The following is a 25,441-nucleotide window of genomic DNA, read 5'->3' on the forward strand; positions in this document are numbered from 1 at the left end:
CGGATAAATCTATGCGTTGCATTTAAAACTCAAAACTATTTTTTTGTTTTTTGGTGACTCTAGGCAAACCATCGGCAGCTTTTTCGGCGGCGGCGGCTAAGGCGGCGGCTACTTTTGCGGCATAAGGACGGGACAAAGACCAAACTAACGGCGATAACCAACCATTAAGGGTTACGGAGTAAGAAATACAGTTACCGCAGACCGTAGACTCTACTCGATAAGTTACTCTTTCTTCTACCCCAGGAATAGCCATTACTCGAACGCTTAGCAATTCTCCAGGTGTAACCATCTCAACAAAAATTTGTACGGGAATTGGACCTAAGCGCGTTACTGCTTGATAAATTAACCCAGGTTTTGGTACTACGCCGCAAGGAACGTTGGTGCGCGATAGGACTGGATGCCAGGAAACATCTGCCAAGTCTACTACTGTATGCCACAGTTCATCTACAGAGGCAGAACTAATAACTTGATAGGTTCGTGCTAAAGAACATCGAAACCAGCGCTGTTTGCGGTGGATGAATTTAGACAAACATTTGTGCATTTTCCTAAATGTCCTTTCTAAGCACTTTTATACAAATTTGGCATTGCGGTACTGACTTAATTTAGTTTTTCACATAGCTGCAATTTGTTTGTATACCATTTTGCTCAACATTATAGTTAAGAAAATTTTATTTAAGTTAAGTGAGATGCGATCGCGCGTCAAGTCTAATTTAAGCGAAAATAGGTGGAGCGTTTGTCTCGCCTTTAAAAAACCTTAGCGAAACTAACTAGCATATTTGTTAGTACAACCTAACAAATTGTCTAAAAGTTAACTATTCTTTAAACTTAGTAATCTTATGACTACTGCCTCTACTCCTCAAACCACACCCACTGCCTTACCACCAGAAAATGCCAAAGATCGCGTTAGACAACTGATGCAAGGGCTGCAAGATGAGATTTGTCAAGCTTTAGAACAGATTGATGGCGTAGGCAAGTTTCGTCAAGACGCTTGGGAACGCGCTGAAGGTGGTGGCGGGCGATCGCGGGTAATGCGCGATGGCGATGTATTTGAACAAGGCGGAGTAGGCTTTTCAGAAGTTTGGGGTACGCATTTACCGCCGTCGATTTTAGCCCAGCGTCCCGATGCAGAAGGGCATAGATGGTTTGCAACGGGTACATCGATGGTATTGCATCCCCGCAATCCTTACGTGCCGACAGTTCACCTGAATTATCGTTATTTTGAAGCAGGCCCCGTGTGGTGGTTTGGTGGTGGAATCGATTTAACTCCCTACTACCCGTTTGCGGAGGATGTCAAGCATTTTCACTTAACGATGAAGCAAGCCGCCGATACCCATAATCCAGAATATTACCCAGTATTTAAGCGTTGGTGCGATGAATATTTTTACTTAAAGCATCGCAGTGAAACTCGCGGCGTTGGGGGGATATTTTTTGACTATCAAGATGGACAAGGGGAATTCTATCGGGGAACCGATCCAGAAGGTCCAGCAGGTATTTATAACAAGCAAATTGGCAAACCCGCGCCGCGCAGTTGGGAAGAAATATTTAGTTTTGCGCGCGATTGTGGGAAAGCTTTTTTGCCTGCTTACTTGCCAATAGTAGAAAAACGTAGAGGGATGGAATATGGCGAAAGAGAACGCAATTTTCAGCTATATCGTCGCGGACGTTATGTAGAATTTAATTTGGTGTACGACCGAGGAACAATTTTTGGCTTGCAAACTAACGGGCGTACCGAGTCGATTTTGATGTCTTTACCGCCTCTCGTCCGTTGGGAATACGGCTATCAGCCCGAACCTAATACCCCAGAAGCGGAACTATACGAAACTTATTTAAAGCCTCAAGATTGGGTAAATTGGACGCAAGAGTAAGGATATCGAGCAAAATCGAGATTAAACGCCTTAAAAAACCTTCAAATTATTGCTCATGCACGCTCTTTCTATTCCTACCTGGATTATTCACATTTCTAGCGTTATCGAGTGGGTTAGCGCTATTTGGTTAATTTGGATTTATGGCGAAACTACAAAAAATCACTCTTGGTTTGCACTATCGTTCGCTATGCTACCAGCCTTAATTAGTGCTATGTGCGCTTGTACTTGGCACTTTTTTGATAATGCGTCTTCCTTAGAATGGCTGGTGACACTCCAAGCGGCGATGACGCTAGTTGGTAATTGTACGCTTTTAGCGGCGGGTTGGTGGATTTGGCGCAGGAGTAAGTTAAAACCAGAGGTAGCTTCTAAAGTACCGTCAAATTCTTCTAAACTAGGGGCATGATTTCTAAAGAAACTCTTTTTGCTCTATCTTTGTTTCCATACTTAGGTTTTTTGTGGTTTCTCAGCCGGACTAAGCAAATGCCAAGGTTGGCACTTATGGGCTTTTACGGTACTTTGGTTTTTGTCGCTATTACTATACCAGCCGGAATTTACGCTCAGGTGCATTATGGTAAGTCGCTAGCCGATGTTGATTGGCTACATGGTTCGGCGGAGTCATTTTTAACAGTGTCTAATATCTTGCTGGTATTGGGTTTTAGGCAAGCTTTGATGGTGGCTAAAGCTAAAGGCGCTGAATAAACGAAGCCCCTTCTTTTGTCAGGAAGGGGCTTCGGTTAACCTCAGATAGTAACTGGTATGCGATCGCGATTGTGGGCTTCCTCGAAATCAATTATCGATCCCTTGGGGACAATTCTTGTCGGATTAACATTGGGATGGCTTTTGTAGTAATGCCGTTTGATGTGATCTAAATTGCAGGTTTCTTTGATTCCCGGCTGCTGGTACAAGTCTTTGAGGTAGTTCCAAAGATTGGGATAATCGACAATGCGGTGCAAGTTGCATTTAAAGTGAACGTAATACACCGCATCGAAGCGTAACAAGGTTGTAAACATAAACCAATCAGCTTCGGTAATGCGATCGCTAACTAAATATCTTTGCTTGGCAAGTATGCTTTCCCAGCGATCGAGATTTGCAAATAGCTCAGTTACAGCTTCATCGTAAGCTGATTGCGTCGTAGCAAAACCTGCTCTATAAACGCCGTTATTTATTGGTTGGTAGATAGAATCGGCAACTTCATCAATAGCTGACTGCAATCGATCGGGATAAAAGCTGATATTATTTTTTGCATAATCATCAAACTGAGTGTCAAACATCCTGACAATTTCACGAGACTCATTATTGACAATTGTGTTTGTTTGTGTATCCCACAATACGGGAACTGTTACTCGTCCGCTATAGTTAGGCTCGGCTTTAAGATACAATTCCCACAAATAACGAGTATGGTTGACATTATCGGGAATGCAGCCTAGTTCGGTATCGGAAAATTCCCAACTATTTTGGTCAATTTCTGCCGCTACTACCGATAGACCAATTACTTCTTCTAAGCCCTTTAATCGGCGCATAATTGCGGTACGATGCGCCCAAGGACACGCCCAAGAGATGTAGAGATGGTAGCGTCCCGGTTCGGCTTTAAAGCCGCTACTTCCATCGTTTGTAATTTGATCGCGAAAGGTAGTAGAAGGACGAATAAACTTACCTTGCTCATCTTCTTGATCTCGTCGAGCAATCCATTTACCGTCTCTAAGCACACCCAAACCCATAATTTTCCTCTCTAATAAGTGTTTACCTTTAAATTAAGTCCAATTAGGGCTTAGGCTGCATCGTTCTTAAGTGCTAGGGCAAAATCATTCGGCGCTCAGGATTTGGGGAACTTTGAAAAATTCTCCTTCTCGATCTGGCGCGCTAGTTAAGATAGATTCTCGGTCACTATAAGGTTGTAGTTCATCCTTGCGCGTTACATTACTAACATCGATGGCGCGGGTTGTCGGTTGGACACCTGTAACATCAAGTTCGCTTAGTTGAGCAAAATAATCTAGAATGCTGCCCAATTGGGTAGTGAATTGTTCTTCTTCTTCAGGCGATAGCTCCAAACGAGCGAGTAAAGCAACTTTATGGACTTGTTCGCGATCGATCATAGGTTCAGTTAAAAATAGAGAAAGTTGTAAAACCGAAGTTCAAGCTAGAAATAAACGTCTATGTTGGAGCGTCCAGTCGTTTTGAGCCAGTTTTGGGCTTCCAGATAGTTGTTGGGAGCCATCCGAATCGCTCTTACCCAGTACTGGGCGGCTTTATCAAACAAACCTTCGGCTGCGTCAGCGTCTCCTAAAGCTTTAGCTTGTTCGCCTTGGTAGTGGTAAATTACAGCAATATTATTCAAAGCTTGAGGTAAGCGGGGATTAGATTCTAGAGCTAGTTCGTAGAGATCCATTGCTTTTTGGTGATCGCCATTACTAGCATAGATTAGCCCCATATTGTAGAGAATATAGCTGCGATCGTTGGCATCTTCCTCTAATTCCAAAGCTTCGTTGTAGTTATCCAAAGCCTCAGCGTATTCTCCATCAGCTTGCGCCGACATTCCATCGCGTTAGTAAACGAAGGCTTCTTTAGCTTTTTTGTTGGTAGGCAAGATTTTTAAGATAATATCTGCCATGACAGTAAAAGACTTGTCAATAAAATTATCGTTACGTTGAGTTCTAGGCATAGTCGTCTCTATAATGTTTTTGCTAATTGCTGGATTTTAATTGATTTTGTGGCGGCAACACGATTATTTTAATAGTTGCTCAAACATCCGTTGCGGTTTGAAGATCGAAATCTTCTCTATATCTAAGGTAGTATGCCGGAGGGCAATTGTTGTAGTTTCAAAATGCGATCGCACTTCAATCAAAATGCAAATTCGGCTGTTTCGCCCTCAAGACACAGACCAAATAGCGCAGTTATTTCATCAGACTGTTCATGAAATCAATCGCCGCGATTATTCTAACAATCAGTGCTTAGCGTGGTCGCCAGAGGATATTTATTTTCGAGACTGGGCGAAAATATGCGCCAGTCGCTATACTTTTGTTGCCGAGGTTGGGGATTTAATTGTTGGTTTTGGGGAGTTAGAAGCCAATGGTCATATTGATTGCTTTTACTGCCATAAAGAGTATCAGCGTTGTGGTGTGGGTAAACAAATCTATCGAGCCATGGAGGAAAAGGCGGTAGAATTAGGATTACAGCGTTTATTTACCGAAGCAAGTATTACCGCAAAGCCATTTTTTCAGCATCTAGGATTTGTAATTATCACCGAGCAGCAAGTTACTAGACGGGGAGAAACTTTTACTAACTACGCAATGGAAAAGTTTTTGAACCTGACATTATGATAGCCATGCGATCATTGCTGATGACAAAGAGCTAATCATCAGTTTTTACCAACATCAGATCGTAGTCAAAGGATTTGGCACAATCTCAACATTACTCGACATCTTGTGGTAGGTCAAAGTTTGAGTCTCACCGATCAATAATTCGATTCGCGATCGCCCAAAAAGAGCAAGTTATTTTTTGAGCCGTGATTTGAAAGGCTTAGATGAGCGTTGGCGTAATTGATTGGTTTGTTGTCCGAGCAAAACACTCATCAAAACGATCGCAATCCCAATCAGTTGGATTGGCGTAAATGTTTGGTGTAGTAAGAGGAATCCAATGAGTGTTGCGACTACAGGACTCATCAACCCTAGATATGAAACAGCTGATGCTTTGAGTTTATCAATCCCTCGAAACCAAAGCGCATAAGCAACTCCAGTGCCGACTAAGCCCAGGTAAACGAAGCCCAATAGGTTAATTGTTGAGAGATGAGTTATTGGCCCTTCTATCACTAGGGCAACTGGCAGCAAAATGATTCCGCCAACTGCTAACTGCCATGCTGTAAAAACAAGTAAAGAAACTGGGCGTTTCCACCGTTTGACTAGCACCGTTCCTAAACCCATTGTTGCGGCTCCAGCGATCGCGGCAACAATGCCAACACTATCAAGACGCGCAGTAGGGCTGAGAACCAGCAACCCGACACCAATAAAGCCAGCGATCGCTGCGACAATGGAGAGTTTAGACGGTTTTTCATTTAATAAAATCCAAGAAAACAATACCACTAACAAGGGCTGGATTGCGCCTGCTGTTGCCGCAACGCCACCCGGAAGGCGATAAGCAGCTATAAATAATAGCGCTTGAAAGATGCCAATATTGAGGCTGCCCAAAAGCAAAATACGCCACCACCAAATCCCTTGAGGCAGTTGTCTCAACCCTGCTGTTAGCAGGATACCAATCGGCAATGATCGCAAGGCAGCCACCAATAGCGGATGGTTAGGCGGCAGGAGTTCAGTTGCCACAACATAAGTCGTTCCCCAGGTCATCGGCGCTAGAGCAGTCAGCAGAATATCGGACAGGCGAACAGTATCTGTCTTCATGATTTTTATCTTTACGTCAAGATACTCGACATCAAGATTCTAGCATTTATCTTGATGTTAAGATGGTTGACATCAAGATTTTTAGGTGAGTAGCATTTTGATGAATGCCGATCCAGTCGATGTGATTTTAACTCAATGGCAGAGAGAGCGCCCTGACTTAGACGTGTCACCAATGGGCATCATCGGAAGGATAGGGCGACTGAGCAAACACTTAGAGCGAGGGATTCAGGAGACATTTTCAGAATTTGGCTTAAATGTTGGCGAATTTGATGTGTTAGCTACATTGCGCCGCTCTGGTCAGCCGTATCAGCTTACGCCGACTGAGCTATTCAATACCATGATGGTTTCATCCGGTACGATGACGCATCGTATTGATCGCTTAGAACAAGCTAACCTTGTGAAGCGCATTCCCGATCCAAGCGATCGCCGAGGGACGCTAATTCAGTTGACCAATAAAGGTTTCAACATGATTGAAAAAGCTGTTGAGGCTCATGTTGCCAATGAGCATCGTCTCCTTATAGTTTTAGAGGAAGCGGAACGTAAAGTTCTTGCTCAATTGTTGAGCAAGCTTTTAATTTCGTTTGAGGAGTAGCGGTAGAGGATAATTCAAGCCTGAATGAAGTTTTGCGATCGCCATAAAACGTAGCCTAACAACCCTAGTGTTGTAGACTGACCGAAGCCGCTTGTATGGGGTTCAGAGGTTATAGGCTGCCACTCAAACGGAACGTTCGTTATTCAGCTTTATATCTTCGTGGGGACGGTATAGCAAGGTTGTTGGTGAGTGTTTGAGTAACTAAACTAAGAACAGCCTTCAACATATTCGACTTCTGGCAGTTTTCCGGCTCTAAAAGTAGTTACTCGCTTGCCGTCAGTTTCAAATACTACTCGATAATTGCGATCGCTTTTGTCTTTGGGTACAAACGTCAAATAGTGTCCGCCCATATATCCCGTGTATTCGTGAGGGGTAACTTTTATTTGTCCTGGATAAAGTGCTTTGATCCGGGCTTCGGTATCGCCAATTTTTGCCCCACTTAGGGTAGTAATGGGGCTTTTATCGTATACATCGACTCTAGCAATGCGCCCATTACTAACCATAAATCCCAACCCATTAGGTGCACCTTGGGGCTGGACGTAATAGCAACCGCGCTCGATTGGGTAATGCCCGGTGGAAACTAGCTTAGTACCCGACGCTTGACTTGCCTCGGCAACGGTCATACCTACTCGAATTGAGCCAATACCATTAATAGCAACTTTTGACTGGTTGGCAATCTTTGGTTGCGCGCTAGTTGCACCAATAGCTACTACCGCAACTACTAGAGGACTGATTAAATACAGCAGTTCTCATTCCGATAAAGTACAGCTTTAGGATTTAATTACTGTGAGGTCATGCTTAAGGTGTACTGCACTCAAGTGCGAACCGCTATAGGTTAAAAATTTTGCGCTCATACTCATTAGAGTTTATTTTAGATTGACTATTTAGAGCGCTCAATTGTTGCCAAAAAAAAGGGATGACAAAATGTCATCCCTGCTTATTTAATCAGTGTTAATTACAAAGTTGGCACAAACTTCTGTTTTTCGGGAACATCTGTGTACTCCGCAACAATTTGCCGTAATTCTTCGCCATCAATGGTTTCTTTTTCAATCAACAAATCGACTAAGCGATCGCATACGGTGCGATTTTCTCTAATTATCTGCTTGGCGTGTTCGTAGCATTCAGTAACGATCATCCTTACTTGCTCGTCTACGCGAGAAGATATAGATTCCGAGCATTCACTGCGCGACATCCAATCGCGCCCCAAAAATACTTCTCCGCTCTGGCTATCAAGAGACAACGGTCCTAAGTCTGACATCCCAAACTTAGTTACCATTTGTCTTGCCATTCCGCTCAACTGCTGCAAGTCACCGCCTGCACCAGTTGTAATTTCCGAAGGTCCAAAGACTTCGTATTCTGCCGCTCTACCACCTAAAGCGCCAGTAATTCTCGCTTTTAGTTGTCCTCTTGAAATCAACCCTTGTTCTTCATCGGGAGTAAACCAAGTCAAGCCTTGCGCTTGTCCGCGCGGAATTAGCGTAACTTTCTGTACCTGATCGTGGTCTTTAACCAAAGTACCAATCAAGGCGTGTCCAATTTCGTGATAAGCAATCAAGCGCTTGCTCTTGCTATCAACCAAAGGCGTACCTTCCATCCCCGCTACTACCCGGTCTACCGCGTCGTCAATTTCCGCTAGGCTAATCGCATCTTTGCGCCGTCTAGCCGTCAAAATTGCCGCTTCGTTGAGCAAGTTAGCTAAATCTGCTCCGGTAAAGCCTGGAGTGCGTCTAGCGATCGCTTCTAAGGATACGGAAGCTGCAAGTTTTTTGTTACGCGAGTGGACGTTCAATATTTCAACTCGTCCTTTGAGATCTGGCGCATCTACCGTTACTTGGCGGTCAAAACGTCCTGGACGCAATAAAGCAGAGTCAAGCACGTCTGGACGGTTGGTAGCAGCAATAATAATAATGCCTGTATTACCTTCAAACCCGTCCATTTCTGTGAGTAACTGGTTAAGAGTTTGTTCTCTTTCATCGTTACCGCCACCAATACCTGCACCCCGTTGTCTACCAACTGCATCAATTTCATCGATGAAGATCAGACACGGAGCGCTTTCTTTGGCTTTCTTAAATAAGTCGCGGACGCGAGACGCACCAACACCAACGAACATTTCCACAAATTCGGAGCCAGAGATACTAAAAAATGGTACTCCCGCTTCCCCGGCGATCGCTTTAGCTAGTAAAGTTTTACCAGTTCCTGGAGGACCAATTAACAATACGCCCTTGGGAATTTTTGCGCCTACGGCAGTAAAGCGCTCTGGCTGCTTTAAGAAAGTAACTACTTCTTCCAATTCTTCTTTAGCTTCATCAATTCCAGCTACATCGTCAAACTTGATTCCGGTTTTGGCTTCGCTTTGAAAACGTGCTTTTGATTTGCCAAAGTTCATTGCTTGACCAGGACCACCAGGAATATTGCTAGAGCGTCTAAATAAGAAAAATAAACCGCTAATCAACAATATGGGGAAAACTAAATTTCCCAGTAAACCCCAAATTGCGCCATCATTCCGCATCGGGTGAGCGTCTAGGTTGATGTTAGATTCCCGCAGCTTAGAAATTAATTCCGGCGCGTTGTAAGGCAAATCTACCCGCAAACGTTGAATGCGATTGTCTAAATCTGGGTCTACCGCTTCAACTATGGCAGTTCTACCACCCTCGTACAGATCTACAGTTTTGACTCGTCCTGAATCTATGTACTCCAAAAACCGCCCGTAGGTCATGCGGGTACTAGCGGTATTTTTGGTTGTATCCGCCGGAGCCGTAGCAAAAGCTCCTTGCCAAAAGAAGAATCCAATAACTAAAGGTGGCAAAGTCCACAATACGAGTGTTTTCCAGGAAAATTTCATCAATTATTTGCCTCTATTAGTATGAAAATCACAAATTAGCCTTACTACAATTTAATGGTGTGACCCTTGGGAGACTAAGCTTTTAACTAAATAAGTTTTTAGTATCTAGCCACAAGCTAAGCAATTGATATTTGTGTTTAATCTTAATTAAATTTAACCTAATTTTAAGCCTTCCTACCATCTAGCTCGTACATCTAAAAGTAAAGAATCAGAAACTGTTTAGTTCCATCTTTGCCTTTGTCTTTCGATTTACCTCTCTACAGTTATTATGGGAAGATACGTGAAGAAATGTAAAGACCTGTGAAAAATAAAGTTATTGTTGTTGTGGGCGCAACGGGTGGTATAGGTTCCGCCTTGACTCGCAAGTTAGCTGCTACTGGTGCGCGTTTAGTGTTGGTAGCGCGAGACAAGGACAGGTTAATAAGTCTAGCTGAGGAGTTATCTGGGGAAGTTGCGATTTTTCCTACCGATATTACTCAAAAAGAGCAAGTAGACGCATTGTTCAAACAAATACTCTCGGAGTTTGGGCAAATTGACGCTTTAGTCAATGCTGCCGGAGCAGGGGTAATGAAGCCTTACAGCAACCTAGAAGCTGCGGATTTGGATGCAATGCTAGACGACGTAAACCTCAAAGGCAGTTTCTACACCTGTCAAGCGGCGGCGGAGCTAATGCAGGAGCGCAAATCGGGACATATCTGTAATGTAGTCGGAATTTTGGGCAAGCACTCCATGCCCATGGCAGCAGCTTATTGTGCTTCAAAATACGCTGTAGTTGGTTTTAGTAAGTGCATGGCAGAGGAATTAAAACGTTTTGGGGTTAAGTTCACGCTATTCTACTTTGGTGGGGTAAATTCGCCATTTTGGGATAATGTCAGCTTGAAGGTAGATCGCAAAAAAATGCTAAGTCCCGAAACTGCGGCAGAAGCGATCGCCTACGCTCTAGCTGCCGAGCCTCAAGCCGTACCAATGGAAATAAATATTCAACCAGAAAGTCATTTGTTTTTCTAAGTAAGCAGAATCATTACTAGAGAGTGACCTGCAAATCGATGTAGATCGGGCAAAATTTACTTAAAGTAAGCTTAAAAGCTGGATTTTGGCAGATTTATGAAAATTGACCGTGTTTGCTTCTATGTAGAAGATGCTAAAGCTTCCCGTGACTGGTTTATTAACCATTTGGGATTTCAATCAATAGCTAGTAGTGCTAATTTACATACCTGCACAGAAGTAATAAATAACGGCGCTGTCTGTTTTGTTTTGTCGTCACCGCGAACAATTACAAGTCCTGTAGCTAACTTTTTAGCTTGGCATCCCCCTGGGGTTGCGGATATTACTTTTAGTGTTGATGATGTGGAAAAGGCGATCGCGCTGGCAAGTTTTGGCGGAGCAAAAGTGCTAAAAAGCGTGCAAACAGATGCTGCAAGCGGTAGCAAATGGGGAAAAATTTCAGCTTGGGGTGCTTTGACTCACACGCTGGTTGAGAAGGGGCAAAAAAGCGGTATTTTCTCCGCGCGCTCTAGTTTTACTGGAATCGATCACGTGGTGCTAAACGTTGAAGCAGGCGATTTGGAGCCTGCGGTGGCTTGGTATCAAGACACTTTAGGGTTTCAAGCTAAACAGGCATTCAAAATTCAAACCGAGCGATCGGCTTTACACAGCCAGGTAATGGTTTCTCCCGATCGCCAAGTCCAATTTCCGATCAATCAGCCTGCCTCCCCAAACTCCCAAATTCAAGAGTTTTTAGATGCTAACAAAGGCGCGGGAATCCAACATATTGCCCTAGAAACCGCAAATATTGTCAGTGCTGTTGCTCAATTTCGGCGCTGTGGGGTGTCTTTTCTCCCCGTACCTCCCAGCTACTACACGCAACTGCAACAGCGCCCAGGGCTACCGCTAACCGTCGCTGAGCTAACAGAAATTGCCGAGCAAGAAATTTTAGTTGATTGGCAAGAGACGGTTCCCCAAGCGATACTTTTGCAAACTTTTACGCAACCAATTTTTAGCCAGCCTACTTTTTTCTTGGAAATTATCGAACGTCGCCAGCAAGCGCGTGGGTTTGGCGAAGGCAATTTTCGCGCTTTGTTTGAAGCTATCGAACGCGAACAACTTAAGCGGGGTAGTTTGCAAGATTTTTAATCAATCTAATCAGGAATTTAAAACTTACTTCAGGACAATTTTGTCTAGCTTGAGATAATGTATAAATAAAGTTTATATTTTATGTCCAAATGTTAAGGCTAATTACTGACTTTGACGGACCAATTATCGATGTTTCCGAGCGCTATTACCAGGTTTATAAATATTGCCTAGAAACTAGCAAGCACCCCGAACAGTCAGTCAGGCAGCTAAGTAAAGCCGAATTTTGGCAGTTAAAGCGATCGCGCGTTCCCGAAACCCAAATTGGGATTCTTTCTGGATTGGACGAAGTTCAAGCAAAAACTTTTTCTCAATTGCGCCGCCAAACGGTACATACTCCTTCTTACTTTAGCTACGACTCGCTTGCGCCAGGTGCGGTAGATGCTTTAGAAAAAGTCCAAAGCGCGGGGATAGATTTGGCAGTAATGACTATGCGCCGGGTCAAAGAATTAGATTATGCTTTTGAACGTTACGATTTGGGCAGATTTTTTCCCAAAAATCGCTGTTACTGCCTCACAAATGATTATGTCAAAACCCGCGACATTGACGACAAGCCTTTACTAATGGAACGAGCCTTGGCAGAACTGCCGACGGCGGAAGATACCTGGATGGTAGGCGATACAGAGGCAGATATTATGGCAGCCAAAAATCACGGTGTCAAAGTAATGGCGGTTTTGTGCGGTATCCGCGATCACGAACAACTCCAGTCCTACAATCCTGAATTAATTGTGGAAACTTTAAGCGAAGCTGTAGATATATTGATTGCTAAGTCTTTGTCCCAAGTCGCCTGAAAACTAGCGCATAAAGCTACTGACTAGCCACAGAACAACAAACGTCACTACTGTAGAGAATTGCTCTGCTTGTAGATTAATTTGTTCTAGGGGCGAACTCAACAAACTAGCAAGTAGTCCACCAACTATTAGCCCGACTATCAATCCGGCGGCTGTCAGTAGTATGGCACGACTGAAGTTCTGTTCTTTGCGCCTAATAAAATAAATACTTAGGCATACTCCTACCATCAATACTACTTGCAACAGTTGAGCGCCCGCCGTGGGATAAACAACGCTCAACCCGCTTAAACTTAGAAATAAACCACCAGGCAATAATATATCTTTTGGAGTAGGGCGATCGCGCAATTTTTCTAGCCACGATGGCGACTTCTGGGTAGGGGCTTGGTTTTGCTTCGGAGGGGCTTGGGAGAGACGCTCGGCAAATTTGATGCCTTCGGGTACTTTAATTTTACCTTCCTGGCGCATTCGCAAGCGCTCCATTAGGATGGCATCGTAAGCTTCTTCTACCATATTCAGATGAGCTAAGTCGCCATTGTGTTGCTCTACAAGGCGATTGCGAGCTTCTTGAATTTGGTCGAATGTAGCGTCTTGTTTTACCCCAAGTTTTTCGTAGGGATTAGGCTCGCTCATGTAACTTTATCGCCTCAGCATGGATCGGAGCATACAGTAAATAGAAACGGACTTAGAATAATAGACGCACCAGTTGCGATTATTGCTACTTGTAACAAATGTTCTTTATTAGTTACTTGCAACGGTCAGTCTAACAACTTGCGTGCCTTCTATATTGGACTTTAGCATAAGCTAACATCCTCGTGTAGGTATAGCTTTTCTAAATTAAGTTGGAGATTGAATTAGAGGATAAAGCGCTCGAAATTTAGGATATAATTTTCGATCTGGCAACTTTTGCAGTAAAAGGGTAGATACTAGCACTAGCGATCGCGTTTGACATTAACTACTATTGGCTTTGCTAAGGTATAGGTTAATAATTAGTAAGAGTACAATAAATTGAAAAAAGTCAATAAAGCTACTGCCTAATTTTTTATTTACTTGAGGCAAAAAGCGGTGTAGCTTTCTCTGACAAACTTTTGCGGAAAACCTTCCTCACAAAGTTTGCGCTGCTTCCCGCTTTATTGCCGTGTTGTTCCTCTCTTTTAGTTGTACAAAGTAATGGCTATGGCTCTTGCCAAAATTCTGATCGTTGATGACGATCCTGCAATTCGCAATTTAATTCAACGCTTTTTAACCAAGCAGAAATACCAAGTGGAATCTGCGGAAGATGGCAAAACCGCTTTAGCAATCTTCGAGCAATTTAACCCTGACTTGGTAATTTTGGATGTAAATTTGCCAGACACAATCGGCTACAACCTTTGTGAAGAAATGCAAAAACGTACTAAGGTTTTTGTACTTATGCTCACAAGTCGCGCTGACGAAGCTGATAAAATTCGCGGGTTTAGCCAAGGAGCCGATGATTACTTGACTAAACCTTTTGGCTTAGGCGAGTTGGAGGTGCGAGTTGGTGCGATTTTGAAGCGCCAAAGAACAGTTACAGCACCAGAAAAGCAGCGTTTGAGCTTTGAAAAGCTGGTAATAGATCCTGAGCGCCGGGAAGTAACCCTAAATAATCAGCTAATTCCCTTGACTGCTTTAGAATTTGACTTATTGCGTTTTCTCGCCAGCCACCCCGGTAGAGTTTGGCGACGAGCGGAATTGTTACAAGAAGTATGGGACTACGATTATGTAGGAGATCAAAGAGTTGTAGACGTTCACATCGGTCAAATTCGTAAAAAGATTGAAATTGATGCAACGCAGCCAATTCTAATTCAGACCGTGCGCGGTGTTGGATATAAGTTTGAGGCTCCCCATAGCCTTTCGCAGTAAGGGAGGAGAGGAAAAGTTAAAAGCCGTTAATTTCCCCTCATCTTGCTTAAAAACTAAGAGCAGCGATCAAACAGAGTTTCTAGGTATACTCTAGCAGCGCGGCGATCGCCATCGCTATTTTGCAGCAAAAACAGCGACAGAGCCGCCGCAAAAACTCGGTCTTGATCCCAATCGGGATGATTTTCTAAGTAGCTTTTGAGGGATTGATGCAGTTCTTCGGGAATTTCCGTCAAAATACTAAGGGTATTGCTCATGGATTACCTTGTGGGCGTAAATAAATACAAAAATCTTCCTCTACGTCAAAAAACTTAGATTCTTCAGGCTGTGAGAGTCTAAATATTTAGAGGTCGGTGCTTTATTGTGCGCTAGGAGGGGGTAGGGTTGTCAATGCTACGAAATGTTGCAATTGTTTGTAGGTAAGAAAAATAACTACGAGATAATCAGGCTTTTAGCCTAAATTTTGTTACTTAACTTTATATTAACTACGTACTGATAACGCTTTGATAGAGAAATAAATAATCCACAGACGGAAGGGTTTAGCCATAGCTACCGTTAAATTTTGGGGAAAAAGCCAAAATATCTGTGAAAAACCTGGGGAAGAAGTCGGGGAAAAGTAGGCTTAAAAATAAGAATTACAAAGTAAAGCAAATCTTTAACTAGAGGGGCGCTGTTTTAGCTGTTGGATAGTTGCTTGAATCGCCAAGGCGACTAAAGCTACCGCGACAATGGCAAACATGAAAGTTGCAAGCGTACTCAAACCAACAACCAAGGTACGAACGGCAATGGTAATTTTGACAACTAAAGCATTGTCAGAATGCAGAGGTTTTTGAGCAAAACTTTGAGAAATGGAGCCAGTAACGCGGTAAAGAGCGATCGCAAGTCCTGACGCAATTAGCGCCCCCAGGAAGGAGCGTAGAGGGGTTGGGAGCGGCTTTAGATTGGCTGCTGGTTCGGTAGTAGGAGTGGGGTCATTCATAATCGGGCATTGCCAAAATGGATTTATAGATTAATCTTTACTACTAGAGGTTACTTGAACGCCTGTAGAAGTTAAACGAGCAATAAAAAGGTCTAACTCGTTTGGCTGGGCGCTCGCGCGTCCTTGCTGCTGCACTTTCTGAGCTTGCTGCTCTCCTGCGCACAGAGCAAATACCGTAGAGCCAGAACCCGACATCATTGCGCCCAAACAGCCCGCTTGTTGAAATGTCTCTTTCAAGCGCAATATTTGCGGATAAGCAGGAATAACGACACGCTCTAGATCGTTGTGCAGCCTTTGACCAATTTGGACTGGATCTTCATGAATAATTGCTTGTACCATTGAGCTAGAGTGAACCGCCCCCGCCCGTGATTTGAGATCTTGCTTGCTTACAACGTAAGAATTGCCAAACTCAGCGCGGTAAGTTTGGTAAGCCCAAGCTGTAGAAACATCTAAATTGCGATATTTGCCTAGCACTACATAGAGATTATCTATACTGGGTAAGGGCGAGAGCATTTCACCGCGTCCGGTGGCGATCGCCGTACCGCCAGCGATACAAAAAGGTACATCGGAGCCTAACTGACTTGCTAATTCTTCTAATTGGGATTGAGTTAGTCCTAGTTGCCAAAATAAATCTAACCCGACCAGCACCGCCGCAGCATTGCTAGAGCCTCCAGCTAAACCCGCAGCGATCGGAATCCGCTTATCAATAGTAATTTCTATGCCGCCAAATTGGGCAAAAGCGTCGGGAAATTCTGCCGCCATTAAAGCCGCCGCTTGGTAGGCGAGGTTAGCGCGACTTCTTGGTACTTGGGGATGAGAACAACGAACAGAGATAGTGTCGGTACTCAAAGAGCGCAGGTCAATTCTATCGGCTAAATCAATGCTTTGCAGCACCATTGCAAGTTCGTGATAACCATCGGGGCGATCGCCAATTATTTCTAAATATAAATTAATTTTTGCTGGAGCCGTTAAAGAATAAGAACGCATTAGGGCTATTAGGGGAAAAGTGCTGTAATGAGCGAGTAAAGCGCTAAAGCTCGATTGAGTAAGCCCATCGGCTGACGCTAACTTGAGCTAGAGTAGCCTAAAGCTTAAACCCTAGGCCTACTATCAAGCAATTCCTACGCTCCTAGTGCCGCTAAAACATCACTAGCATGAGTTGAAGTATTCACACTAGAATCTACGTGAGTAATTTTGCCATTCCCATCAATTACATAAGTAACCCGTTTGGCATAACCACCACCATCGACATCGTAAGCTTTAATTAAAGTTTTCTCAGTATCCGCTAGTAAGGGAAAATTGAGATTGTACTTTTGCGTAAACTGTTGATGAGATACTTCATCATCAGCACTAACCCCTAAAATTACTACATCTTTGCCCTGATAGTCGGTACTAGCATCGCGAAAACTACAAGCTTGCTTAGTGCAGCCTGGAGTATCATCTTTTGGGTAGAAATACAAAACTACTGTTTTACCAGCATAATCGGATAGCGAAACGGTATTGCCATTGGTATCTTTGACGGTAAATGCTGGTGCATCTGTGCCAACTGCTAAAGCCATAGTATGCCCTTAATATCAAGTTTTCTAGTCCTCGATATTTATAGCAGTTTTTTTTGCTACAAGCACAGCGATAATTTTTAAGCGGCGATCGCTTTTTGGGGGTTTCCTCGCAGCAATTCCATCAATTCATCCCGGTAATCGTGAAATATAGAGTTGCGCTTCACTGTAGCGTTACGATGGGGTAATTTGATCGACATTTCCTTTTGTACCGTACCAGGACGCGCGGTTAAAGCATAAATTCGATTGGAGAGAAATACGGCTTCCTCTACGTCATGGGTAATCATAAAAATTGTTAAGTTTGTCCGCTCCCAAAGCTCTAACATGAACTGGTGCATAGATTCTTTGGTATGGATGTCTAACGCGCCAAAAGGTTCATCCATCAACATTACCTTGGGTTGGGAAGCTAAAGCACGGGCGATCGCGCAGCGTTGTTTCATTCCACCCGATAGCTCTTTTGGTAAGGATTTAGCGAAACTTTCCAACCCCACGACATTTAGATAATAACTAGCTTTCTCGCGGCGCTGTTTTTTGGACAATCCTTGTAACTTAAGTCCAAATTCTGTGTTTTTCTGCACGTTCATCCAAGGATAAAGCGTGTAATGCTGAAATACCATTCCTCGGTCGGGACCTGGGCCTGTAACGCGCATCCCATCAACTTTGACTTCTCCAGTGGTGGGGCGATCTAATCCGGCAATTTGGCGCAGCAAGGTAGATTTACCCGATCCTGATGCTCCTACAGCGCAGATAAATTCGCCTTGCTTAATTGTCATATTAATATCTTTCAAGACTGGTAGAGAGCCTTGCTTTGTCTCGAAGTTTTTATTTAAGTTATTGACTTGTAGATACATGATTTGTCCCTGATTATGTAGTATTTGCTCGACGGTCGATTTATCTTTTTTGACTTGCCCAGCTACAAGAAACTCTCAGTAAATATTGAAATAGCAAGTCGAAAGTCAGCCCAATTACACCAATGACAATTAGCCCCACAAAAATTTCATCAGTTCTCAAAAATCTACCTGCTACGCTAATTCGCCGACCCAAGCCTTCGTTTGCGGCAATCAATTCAGACACAATTACTAATTGCCATGCGGCGGCTAAGTTAATCCGACAAGCATCAATAATTCCGGGGATAACGTGAGGAAAAATTACCTGTAATAAAGTCTGTATCCGGCTTCCACCCAAGGTATAGGTTGCTTCAATCAAGTCTTTGGGTACAAATTTGACTGTATCCATCACCATCAAAGAGTTAAAGAAAAATACACCAATAAAGATTAAAGTAATTTTTGGTTCTTCACCAATGCCCAAATATAAAATCAGTAAAGGAATAAAGGCAGGCGCAGGCATATACCGCACTAGACCAAATAATGGTTCAAGTAAAGCTCTAATACTGGCAAAACTGCCCATCAAAACGCCTACAGAAATCGAGAAGATTACTGCCAGCAAAACCCCTCCCCCCACCCGCCACAGACTCGCTACGGTATCTTTTAATAGCTCTCCCGTACCCCACAAGCGCCCAAACGCCTCTAATACTCTACCTGGAGAGGGCAAAAACTGCGGATCTACGTTTCCAAAAGTAGTTACCAGCCACCATAGCAAGAGCGGTAAGGCAATAGAAGTAGCAATTAGTCCTGTATTTAAAGGCTTGGGGATATCTTCGCCAAGTCGCCAGAAAACTGTAGACTGTAGGCTTTTAGATTGTTTGGCATTTGGCGGCACTGATTCCGTAGAACTCATGGCTTAATCGTGGTAAGTGGATTCATTTCTTGACTTTCTCGGCATAGGCTTTAATAAAGCGATCGTCAAATAGCTTGCTAAGATCTGGCTTTTGCTTTGCTAGTCCAACTTTTTCTAAAAACCCGCTCATTTCTGCCGCCGCAAAAGCTAGGGATGTTCGATTTGTGCCTGGTTGAAAGGCTTTGAGGTTTTCTTCAATGCTAAAAATGTGAGTTCCTTGAGCGTATTCTTTGTATTCTTCGACGCTTACCCCGGCTCTTTTTGCCATAATTGCGATCGCCTTTTTAGGATTTGCCTCGATATAATCTAAAGTTGCAAACCAAGAATCAACTAGCGCCTGTACTTGCGCTGGCTGTTCGTTGATAAATTTGCGCGTTACTACCAAATGATCTGGAATTGCCCCAGGAAACTCTTTAGAGCTAAATAATTCTTTGCTACCAGGACGCTTGAGTGCTTGGGTTGTAAAGGGCGCAAATACACCCACCGCATCAACTTGTCCCCCTACAAAGGCGGCGGAGGCTTTGCCTGTTTCTAAGGGTACAAACTGAATATCTTGGGGACTTAAACCTGCTTGTTCTAGTCCTAGCAGCAATAAAAAGTGATCTACTGTGCCTTCTTCGGCAGCTACTTTTTTGCCCTTAAGGTCGGCAATGGAGTTAATGCCCTCTCGGACAATAATTTTATCGTTGCCTGTAGAGTTGTCATTTACTAGCACTACTACTTGATCTGCACCACCAGAAACCGAGCTAATAGTATCGTTTAAGGTTTGACTATTTGCTGTAATTTGTTGCGCTGCTAAGGTACTTATAGATTCTAAATATCCATCAAACCATTTCAAATCTACGGAGGCTTTGTGTGTATCAAAGATATTTTGCTCTTGGGCGACTTGCCAGGGAATCCAACCAGGCCAAGCGCTAAATCCTAGACTAGCCGTGGCTGCACTATTGCCTCCAACAGACGTAGTAGTATCAGAGCTAGTGGTTATATTAGTTGCTGGATTAGTACAACTGACAGTTAAGGTCAAACCTGCTACAAATAAAGCAACATAGGTAAAAAGCGATCGCAGTTTCATTGCATTTCTTTTCAGTATTTTCTCGTAGCTTAGTTTCATTTAATACTCGATAGCAGATAGTGCCAATAGTTATCTGCAATCGTTGCTACACAATTTTCAAACTAAAGCAGGTTTGGGGACTATTTGCGATCGCACCCAAGAAAGCCAAGTTTCTATTCCTGCTCCAGTTTTGGCAGAAATAGCAATTATTTTGACGTGAGGATTCATTTGCCTAACGTTTTCTTCAATGCGGTGCATATCTACGTCTAAATATGGTGCTAAATCGATTTTTGTAATCAGCAAGCAATCTGCTTGTTGAAACATGATTGGATACTTGAGCGGCTTATCTTCGCCTTCGGTAATACTTAAGAGCGCAACTTTTAAGTGTTCTCCTACTTCAAATTCGGCTGGACAAACTAAATTGCCCACATTTTCGACTAATACCAAATCCAATTCTGGCGGGTTGTATTGATGTTGGAGTTGATGAATTCCACCCGCTACCATTTTTGAATCTAAGTGACAAGAGCGCCCGGTATTAATCGCAATGACTGGAACATCGTATTTACGCAAACGTTCCGCGTCTAGTTCGGTAGTCATATCCCCTTCAATTACAGCAATTTTTAGTTCGCGGCTCAAAGCTGCTAGAGTTTGTTCCAACAGCACCGTTTTACCAGCGCCAGGACTGCTCATAATATTCAAGCAAGTAATTCCCCATTCATCAAAGCGATCGCGATTACTATCTGCGCCAGTTTGGTTGGCGTGGAGTAAATTGATGCCTAAAGCTGCGTCAAAAGTTTGGTGCATAATCTGTATATTCAACTCGATCGATTTTTAATTCTCTTCCCGACCTGATATCATCCATCGGCGACTTGCACTCTGGGCAAGCATACTGAATGCCAATTTCTGGATGATATTCTGCTTGGCATTGATGACAAAAAGCTATCAAGGGCGTTTCTTGAATAACTAGCTTTACCCCATCTAAAAATGTGTTTTTGGTTTGCACTTCAAACGCAAATTGCAAACTTACAGGCTCTACACACGTAAACTTACCAACAATTAAATGAATGCAAGCTATTTGCGGCAATTCTTGCTGACTTTCTTGCCAATCTTTAACAGTTAAAATTAGCGCCTTAGTCATATCCGTTTCGTGCATTAATTAGTCCACTCCTTAACTAATTCTGGTTGAGCGTAAGGGTGAATATAGTCAGGTTTTTGTTTTCTTGGTAATTGTCCCGATACAACCAAGTGACCCATAGTGTCGCATATTACCCTAGCGGCTAGTAATGCTGTCATATCGCTAACATCATAAGGTGGCGAAACTTCCACAACTTCCAAACCACAAATAGGCGCGCGTTGGACAATTTTACCTAGCATATATAGAGCTTCGCGGGGTAACAAACCACCAGGTTCAGGCCAGCCAGTTCCAGGGACAAAACCCGCATCAATACAATCAATATCAAAGCTGATATAAACGCAATCTGTACCGTCTAAAGCTCTTTCTAAGGCAAAGTCTACCGCGTAATCTAAGCCTTTTTCTGTAATATCTGTAACTGTTAGGATGTTGCTGGCTTTTTCCCGATAAAACTTCACGCCTTCGCGGGGAACTTGCCAGCCGCCAATTCCTAATTGAACTAAGTTTTTAGGCGGAGCATTTTTGATATTTGTGGCATGAAACCAAGGACAAGTGTGCATCCTTTCGTCCAAGTCTTTTTCTTGAGTATCCACATGGCGATCGAAGTGAATAATCCCGACTTTTTTGTCGCCCAAATGCCGACAAATACCGCGTACTGTGGGATAACCAATAGAATGATCTCCTCCTAAAATAATGGGGAATGCGCCAGAACTAAAAATATGGGCAATCCCTTTAGAAATTTGGTCAAAAGACTTTTCATTATTGGCGGGAATTGTGAAAATATCTCCCACATCGCACAACGTAATTTGTTCGCGCAAGTCTACGCCTAATTCAAAACTATAAGGCGTATAAAGAGCCGAAATGCGGCGGATACCTTGAGGACCAAAACGAGTTCCCGGACGATAAGTTGTGCCAGAATCGTGAGGTACGCCAACAATAGCGACATCGTACTCGCCGACTTTGCGTACATCTTCAACGTAAGGCGCTTTTAAAAAAGTATTGATCCCCGCATAGTGAGGTAGTTCGCCACGAGAAAAAGTTGGAATAGAGCGATCGCCTATACTTTCTGCTGCTTCTAATCCAAATTCTAAACCTTTAGATACTTCTTGTTGCCAACCTGTTAAAGGTAATTTTCTTTCACTCTCCAAAGCTCTTTCCGCCTCGCTAGGAGATTGCTTAGGATGAGATTCTAAACTTTCTTCTAATGGGCGATCGCGTTCAGTCATTTTAATTGCTCCCTGGTATAAACTCGCATTTTGTCAACAAAAAACCCAGGAGTCAATAACAGTTATACAACTGTTATTGTTTCTCCCGGGCTTTTCTCCCGCCGTGTAACCAATATTTCTAGGAATATTGGTTGCTTCTCTTGGACCTGCCGCTTAAAAAAATTGCTGTTGCCAGTGAAAATTCAAACCGGAACCCTAGAAGCTAATTAAGTTTTTTGTTTTAGCTAATAATCTAAACTATTAATATAGCCAGTGTTAATTGATAGTAATATCAATCTTTCCCAGATCCAAATGTATTTATAGATACAAAATGTCAACTATTGATTCTAAAAGTTATAAATCCCTAACTTATTCCCCAAAAACGATCGCTAGAGCCAAGCAAAGTTTATTTTGTTCGCCTTTCAAAATCCATTTATTGGCAAAAATGCGCCATGAAAGCGTCCCTATCAATGCAATATCTGCTCTTGACGGAGTGAAAAATGGCTATACTCGCCGCTCTATATCAGAATTAGCCGCAGAAAACGCCCTAGGGTGGTTAATTCAAGTCGGCATTCTCCGCCGCGAAGTAGATGGACAAGGCATTACTGATAGTTTTCGCCTTACACCCCTAGGCAGCCAACTAATTGAGCAGTACGCCGATAGCGACTGGCAGCCATCACTAAAGGATTACTTTTATAACGCTTTGAACCAGTGGTTTAGATTGCCTTTATAAAAATTGGTTGTAGTTAGCAGTTAAAACTAAGCAGGAACAGGGAAGAATAAAACAGACGGCGTATTTTTAATCTTTATTCTTTAGTTCATGGATAGCTGTTTATGAAATCCTTAATGGTGGTGGGAACAACTTCCCACGCTGGAAAATCTCTGCTAACTACGGCTATATGTCGGATCTTGTCTCGCCGTGGTTGGCGAGTAGCACCTTTTAAGGGGCAGAACATGGCTTTGAATGCCTATGTAACCGCAAATGGTGGAGAAATTGGTTATGCTCAAGCCGTGCAAGCCTGGGCAGCCGGGACGCAGCCAACCATAGAAATGAATCCAATTTTGCTTAAACCCCAAGGTGATATGACTTCTCAAGTCATCCTTAAAGGTAAAGCAGTAGGTAAGGTAGGAGCCGCCGATTACTACCAGCAATATTTTGATGTGGGTTGGCAAGCAATTAAGGACTCTTTGCAGCAGTTGAGTACAGAATTCGATCTAATTGTTTGTGAAGGTGCGGGTAGCCCCGCAGAAATCAATCTCAAACACCGCGACTTAACTAATATGCGGGTGGCAAAACATCTTAACGCGCCAACGCTACTCGTTGTAGATATCGAGCGCGGGGGTGCTTTTGCCCATGTAGTGGGAACTTTAGCTTTACTGGAACCAGAAGAACGCGCCTTAATTCGCGGCATAATTATTAATAAATTTCGAGGAATGCGCTCGATTTTGCAGCCAGGAATTGAATGGTTGGAAAACTATACAGGTATTCCAGTAGTTGGAGTGATTCCTTGGTTGGAGCAAGTATTTCCCGCCGAAGACTCTCTAGATTTATTTGAGCGCAAAACCTCTTCGTCTCAAGGGGATCTCAATATTACTGTCTTGCGTTTACCGCGCATTGCTAATTTTACCGACTTCGATCCGCTAGAATCAGAACCTACGGTGTCTCTCAAGTATCTCCATCCCAAACAAGAATTAGGGCATCCAGATGCGGTAATTATTCCCGGAACTAAAACTACCATTGCCGACTTAATAGTGCTGCAAAAAAGTGGCATGGCAGACGCAATTAGAAATTATGCCGCATCGGGAGGTACAGTTTTGGGTATTTGCGGCGGCTATCAAATGATGGGGCAATACTTAACCGATCCCGATCGCCTAGAAAGCGAATATAGCAAATGCGAAGGATTGGAATTATTGCCAATTAGAACTATGATTACTGATTACAAAATTGCCAAACAAAGGCAAGTAACTTCAAACTTTCCTCAAGAAGGCTTACCTGTAGCTGGGTATGAAATTCATCAAGGGCGATCGCGTTTAATTGAAGCTGATACAGGGGCAAGCGATTACAAACCCTTATTTGACGATCCTAATCTAGGCTTAGTAGATAAAGATCAATTAGTTTGGGGTAGTTACCTGCACGGATTGTTTGATAATGGAGCATGGCGACGTGCTTGGTTAAATCGACTCCGGCAGCAACGAGGTTTAAAATCCTTGCCTACAGGCATTCCCAACTATCGAGAGCAACGAGAAAGTATGCTAGACACCTTGGCAACTACTATTGAAGCTCATTTGAATTTAAACGATATTTTGAATTAAAAATAATGGTTTCTGTACATTTTTTACCTGACAATATCACCACGGAGGCAGAAGTTGGAGAATTGATATTAGATGTTGCTGCCCGATGTGGGATAACTATTCCTACAGGCTGCTTGATGGGTTCTTGCCATGCTTGTGAGGTAGAAATAGATGATGGTCATGAAATTCGTGCTTGTATTACTGGCGTACCAAAAGGGCGATCGCATTTGACAATTAATCTTACGTGCGATCCAACTTGGTAAATAAAAAACCTGACAATGCGCTAGTAAACGGCTTGTCAGGTTTTAGTTAAGAGAAAAGGCAAAAATTATTTATTTGGCTGAGGAGTCATCCGCAAATAAGGCTTGATTTCTTCGTAACCTTTGGGAAACTTCTCTTTTAACACTTCTGGATCTTTCAATGATGGAACGATCACGCAGTCGCCGCCATCTTCCCAGTTAGCCGGAGTTGCAACGCTGTAGTTGTCTGTTAGTTGTAATGAATCGATTACCCGCAAAATTTCCGCAAAGTTGCGTCCGGTACTAGCTGGATAAGTAAGAGTCAAACGCAGTTTTTTCTGAGGATCGATAATAAATACCGAGCGCACGGTTAAAGTATTGTTGGCATTGGGGTGGATCATGTCGTACAAGTCAGAAACTTTGCGATCGGGATCGGCTAAAATTGGAAAATTTAGTTTAGTTCCCTGAGTTTCCTCAATATCTCCTACCCAGCCTTGGTGAGACTCCACATCGTCAACGCTGAGTGCCAATGCTTTAGCATGGCGCTTGTCAAGTTCTGGCTTGAGATAGGCGACTTGTCCAAGTTCGGTAGTACAAACTGGGGTAAAGTCCGCCGGATGAGAAAACAGCACCACCCAGCTATCGCCTGCCCATTCATAGAAATCAATATCGCCGTGCGTAGAAGCTTGTTTAAAGTTAGGGACTGTATCGCCTAATCTTAACGCCATGAATTGTTACCTCTGCTCAAATCCTGTTGTTTACTT

Annotated in this window: 30 protein-coding genes, 1 pseudogene and 1 riboswitch; of the genes and pseudogenes, 12 read left to right on the forward strand and 19 right to left on the reverse strand. The window is 43.2% G+C overall.

Features of this window, described 5'->3' with window-relative positions; genetic code table 11:
* Nucleotides 1–22: 22 nt before the first annotated feature.
* Nucleotides 23–541, reverse strand: a complete 519-nt coding sequence (locus AC2VE5_RS02835) for an SRPBCC family protein (RefSeq protein WP_486886268.1) — start codon at nt 539–541, stop codon at nt 23–25.
* Nucleotides 542–836: 295 nt separating this feature from the next.
* Between AC2VE5_RS02835 and hemF the strand changes: the two genes are divergently transcribed.
* The 3 genes from hemF to AC2VE5_RS02850 are packed head-to-tail and all read left to right on the forward strand — an operon-like array spanning nt 837 to nt 2,564.
* A complete protein-coding gene (hemF, locus tag AC2VE5_RS02840; RefSeq protein ID WP_486886269.1) occupies nt 837–1,865 on the forward strand; it encodes an oxygen-dependent coproporphyrinogen oxidase in 1,029 nt (342 codons plus the stop codon).
* A gap of 55 nt (nt 1,866–1,920) precedes the next feature.
* On the forward strand, nt 1,921–2,268 hold the full coding sequence (locus AC2VE5_RS02845; RefSeq protein WP_486886270.1) for a DUF2499 domain-containing protein: 348 nt from the start codon (nt 1,921–1,923) through the stop codon (nt 2,266–2,268).
* Nucleotides 2,265–2,564, forward strand: coding sequence for a DUF3593 domain-containing protein (locus AC2VE5_RS02850; protein WP_486886271.1), 300 nt, complete (start codon nt 2,265–2,267; stop codon nt 2,562–2,564). The genes AC2VE5_RS02845 and AC2VE5_RS02850 overlap by 4 nt, the downstream gene beginning before the upstream one ends.
* Nucleotides 2,565–2,605: 41 nt before the next feature.
* Here AC2VE5_RS02850 and AC2VE5_RS02855 read toward each other — a convergent pair whose 3' ends face one another.
* The 3 genes and pseudogenes from AC2VE5_RS02855 to AC2VE5_RS02865 all read right to left on the reverse strand — a co-directional run bounded on the left by AC2VE5_RS02855 (nt 2,606) and on the right by AC2VE5_RS02865 (nt 4,524).
* Complete coding sequence (locus AC2VE5_RS02855; protein WP_486886272.1) at nt 2,606–3,583, reverse strand: glutathione S-transferase family protein; 978 nt, start codon at nt 3,581–3,583, stop codon at nt 2,606–2,608.
* 84 nt (nt 3,584–3,667) lie between these two features.
* A complete protein-coding gene (gene gatC, locus AC2VE5_RS02860; protein ID WP_486886273.1) occupies nt 3,668–3,958 on the reverse strand; it encodes an Asp-tRNA(Asn)/Glu-tRNA(Gln) amidotransferase subunit GatC in 291 nt (96 codons plus the stop codon).
* A gap of 44 nt (nt 3,959–4,002) precedes the next feature.
* Nucleotides 4,003–4,524: pseudogene (locus AC2VE5_RS02865) on the reverse strand (photosystem I assembly protein Ycf3).
* A 184-nt stretch (nt 4,525–4,708) separates the two neighbouring features.
* On the opposite strand from AC2VE5_RS02865, the gene AC2VE5_RS02870 reads away from it, so the two are divergent.
* Nucleotides 4,709–5,182 carry a GNAT family N-acetyltransferase gene (locus AC2VE5_RS02870; protein WP_486886316.1) on the forward strand — a complete coding sequence of 158 codons (474 nt, stop codon included), beginning with the start codon at nt 4,709–4,711 and terminating at the stop codon, nt 5,180–5,182.
* A 171-nt stretch (nt 5,183–5,353) separates the two neighbouring features.
* Here the strand turns inward: AC2VE5_RS02870 and AC2VE5_RS02875 are convergent, their stop codons facing one another.
* Nucleotides 5,354–6,256 carry an EamA family transporter gene (locus tag AC2VE5_RS02875; RefSeq protein ID WP_486886274.1) on the reverse strand — a complete coding sequence of 301 codons (903 nt, stop codon included), beginning with the start codon at nt 6,254–6,256 and terminating at the stop codon, nt 5,354–5,356.
* Nucleotides 6,257–6,356: 100 nt separating this feature from the next.
* On the opposite strand from AC2VE5_RS02875, the gene AC2VE5_RS02880 reads away from it, so the two are divergent.
* Nucleotides 6,357–6,848 (forward strand): MarR family winged helix-turn-helix transcriptional regulator, encoded by a 492-nt coding sequence (locus tag AC2VE5_RS02880; RefSeq protein ID WP_486886275.1) that lies wholly within the window; start codon nt 6,357–6,359, stop codon nt 6,846–6,848.
* A 206-nt stretch (nt 6,849–7,054) separates the two neighbouring features.
* Here AC2VE5_RS02880 and AC2VE5_RS02885 read toward each other — a convergent pair whose 3' ends face one another.
* The gene (locus AC2VE5_RS02885) at nt 7,055–7,594 is read right to left on the reverse strand and encodes a hypothetical protein (RefSeq protein ID WP_486886317.1); all 540 of its coding nucleotides are present in this window, start codon (nt 7,592–7,594) and stop codon (nt 7,055–7,057) included.
* A gap of 209 nt (nt 7,595–7,803) precedes the next feature.
* Nucleotides 7,804–9,690: an ATP-dependent zinc metalloprotease FtsH2 gene (gene ftsH2 / locus AC2VE5_RS02890; RefSeq protein ID WP_486886276.1), complete on the reverse strand. Its 1,887-nt coding sequence runs from the start codon at nt 9,688–9,690 to the stop codon at nt 7,804–7,806.
* A gap of 300 nt (nt 9,691–9,990) precedes the next feature.
* Between ftsH2 and AC2VE5_RS02895 the strand changes: the two genes are divergently transcribed.
* From AC2VE5_RS02895 to AC2VE5_RS02905, 3 genes are all read left to right on the forward strand, one after another.
* Nucleotides 9,991–10,698, forward strand: coding sequence for an SDR family oxidoreductase (locus tag AC2VE5_RS02895; RefSeq protein WP_486886277.1), 708 nt, complete (start codon nt 9,991–9,993; stop codon nt 10,696–10,698).
* A gap of 96 nt (nt 10,699–10,794) precedes the next feature.
* On the forward strand, nt 10,795–11,823 hold the full coding sequence (hppD, locus tag AC2VE5_RS02900; RefSeq protein ID WP_486886278.1) for a 4-hydroxyphenylpyruvate dioxygenase: 1,029 nt from the start codon (nt 10,795–10,797) through the stop codon (nt 11,821–11,823).
* 89 nt (nt 11,824–11,912) lie between these two features.
* Complete coding sequence (locus AC2VE5_RS02905; protein ID WP_486886279.1) at nt 11,913–12,611, forward strand: HAD family hydrolase; 699 nt, start codon at nt 11,913–11,915, stop codon at nt 12,609–12,611.
* Nucleotides 12,612–12,614: 3 nt separating this feature from the next.
* Here AC2VE5_RS02905 and AC2VE5_RS02910 read toward each other — a convergent pair whose 3' ends face one another.
* Nucleotides 12,615–13,241, reverse strand: coding sequence for a CPP1-like family protein (locus tag AC2VE5_RS02910; protein ID WP_486886280.1), 627 nt, complete (start codon nt 13,239–13,241; stop codon nt 12,615–12,617).
* 543 nt (nt 13,242–13,784) lie between these two features.
* On the opposite strand from AC2VE5_RS02910, the gene AC2VE5_RS02915 reads away from it, so the two are divergent.
* Nucleotides 13,785–14,489, forward strand: coding sequence for a response regulator transcription factor (locus AC2VE5_RS02915; protein ID WP_486886318.1), 705 nt, complete (start codon nt 13,785–13,787; stop codon nt 14,487–14,489).
* A gap of 53 nt (nt 14,490–14,542) precedes the next feature.
* Here the strand turns inward: AC2VE5_RS02915 and AC2VE5_RS02920 are convergent, their stop codons facing one another.
* The 10 genes from AC2VE5_RS02920 to speB all read right to left on the reverse strand — a co-directional run bounded on the left by AC2VE5_RS02920 (nt 14,543) and on the right by speB (nt 22,167).
* Entirely contained in the window at nt 14,543–14,743 is a 201-nt protein-coding gene (locus AC2VE5_RS02920; protein WP_486886281.1) for a DUF2811 domain-containing protein, read from the reverse strand.
* Nucleotides 14,744–15,141: 398 nt separating this feature from the next.
* Nucleotides 15,142–15,465 carry a DUF3082 domain-containing protein gene (locus AC2VE5_RS02925; protein ID WP_486886282.1) on the reverse strand — a complete coding sequence of 108 codons (324 nt, stop codon included), beginning with the start codon at nt 15,463–15,465 and terminating at the stop codon, nt 15,142–15,144.
* Between the two features lie 30 nt (nt 15,466–15,495).
* Nucleotides 15,496–16,452: a 4-(cytidine 5'-diphospho)-2-C-methyl-D-erythritol kinase gene (ispE, locus tag AC2VE5_RS02930; RefSeq protein ID WP_486886283.1), complete on the reverse strand. Its 957-nt coding sequence runs from the start codon at nt 16,450–16,452 to the stop codon at nt 15,496–15,498.
* A 134-nt stretch (nt 16,453–16,586) separates the two neighbouring features.
* Nucleotides 16,587–17,024, reverse strand: coding sequence for a peroxiredoxin (locus tag AC2VE5_RS02935; protein ID WP_486886284.1), 438 nt, complete (start codon nt 17,022–17,024; stop codon nt 16,587–16,589).
* A gap of 77 nt (nt 17,025–17,101) precedes the next feature.
* Nucleotides 17,102–17,872, reverse strand: coding sequence for an ABC transporter ATP-binding protein (locus tag AC2VE5_RS02940; RefSeq protein WP_486886285.1), 771 nt, complete (start codon nt 17,870–17,872; stop codon nt 17,102–17,104).
* 40 nt (nt 17,873–17,912) lie between these two features.
* Entirely contained in the window at nt 17,913–18,758 is an 846-nt protein-coding gene (locus AC2VE5_RS02945) for an ABC transporter permease (RefSeq protein WP_486886286.1), read from the reverse strand.
* A 22-nt stretch (nt 18,759–18,780) separates the two neighbouring features.
* Complete coding sequence (locus tag AC2VE5_RS02950; RefSeq protein WP_486886319.1) at nt 18,781–19,830, reverse strand: ABC transporter substrate-binding protein; 1,050 nt, start codon at nt 19,828–19,830, stop codon at nt 18,781–18,783.
* A 96-nt stretch (nt 19,831–19,926) separates the two neighbouring features.
* Complete coding sequence (gene hypB, locus AC2VE5_RS02955) at nt 19,927–20,613, reverse strand: hydrogenase nickel incorporation protein HypB (RefSeq protein WP_486886320.1); 687 nt, start codon at nt 20,611–20,613, stop codon at nt 19,927–19,929.
* Nucleotides 20,597–20,962: a hydrogenase maturation nickel metallochaperone HypA gene (hypA, locus tag AC2VE5_RS02960; protein WP_486886287.1), complete on the reverse strand. Its 366-nt coding sequence runs from the start codon at nt 20,960–20,962 to the stop codon at nt 20,597–20,599. The genes hypB and hypA overlap by 17 nt, the downstream gene beginning before the upstream one ends.
* Nucleotides 20,962–22,167 carry an agmatinase gene (gene speB / locus AC2VE5_RS02965; RefSeq protein ID WP_486886288.1) on the reverse strand — a complete coding sequence of 402 codons (1,206 nt, stop codon included), beginning with the start codon at nt 22,165–22,167 and terminating at the stop codon, nt 20,962–20,964. Before speB ends, hypA begins: the two co-directional genes overlap by 1 nt.
* A gap of 80 nt (nt 22,168–22,247) precedes the next feature.
* A riboswitch (guanidine-I (ykkC/yxkD leader) is annotated at nt 22,248–22,377 on the reverse strand.
* Between the two features lie 100 nt (nt 22,378–22,477).
* Here speB and AC2VE5_RS02970 point away from each other — a divergent pair.
* The 3 genes from AC2VE5_RS02970 (at nt 22,478) to AC2VE5_RS02980 (ending at nt 24,701) form a co-directional block, all read left to right on the forward strand.
* On the forward strand, nt 22,478–22,879 hold the full coding sequence (locus AC2VE5_RS02970; RefSeq protein WP_486886289.1) for an Npun_F0494 family protein: 402 nt from the start codon (nt 22,478–22,480) through the stop codon (nt 22,877–22,879).
* Between the two features lie 101 nt (nt 22,880–22,980).
* The gene (cobQ, locus tag AC2VE5_RS02975; RefSeq protein ID WP_486886290.1) at nt 22,981–24,459 is read left to right on the forward strand and encodes a cobyric acid synthase CobQ; all 1,479 of its coding nucleotides are present in this window, start codon (nt 22,981–22,983) and stop codon (nt 24,457–24,459) included.
* A gap of 5 nt (nt 24,460–24,464) precedes the next feature.
* Nucleotides 24,465–24,701, forward strand: coding sequence for a 2Fe-2S iron-sulfur cluster-binding protein (locus tag AC2VE5_RS02980; protein ID WP_486886291.1), 237 nt, complete (start codon nt 24,465–24,467; stop codon nt 24,699–24,701).
* Nucleotides 24,702–24,766: 65 nt separating this feature from the next.
* On the opposite strand, the gene AC2VE5_RS02985 is transcribed toward AC2VE5_RS02980, so the two are convergent.
* Nucleotides 24,767–25,405: a peroxiredoxin gene (locus AC2VE5_RS02985; RefSeq protein ID WP_486886292.1), complete on the reverse strand. Its 639-nt coding sequence runs from the start codon at nt 25,403–25,405 to the stop codon at nt 24,767–24,769.
* Nucleotides 25,406–25,441: the final 36 nt, after the last annotated feature.

It is taken from the genome of Aliterella sp. E5.1 (assembly GCF_057473825.1).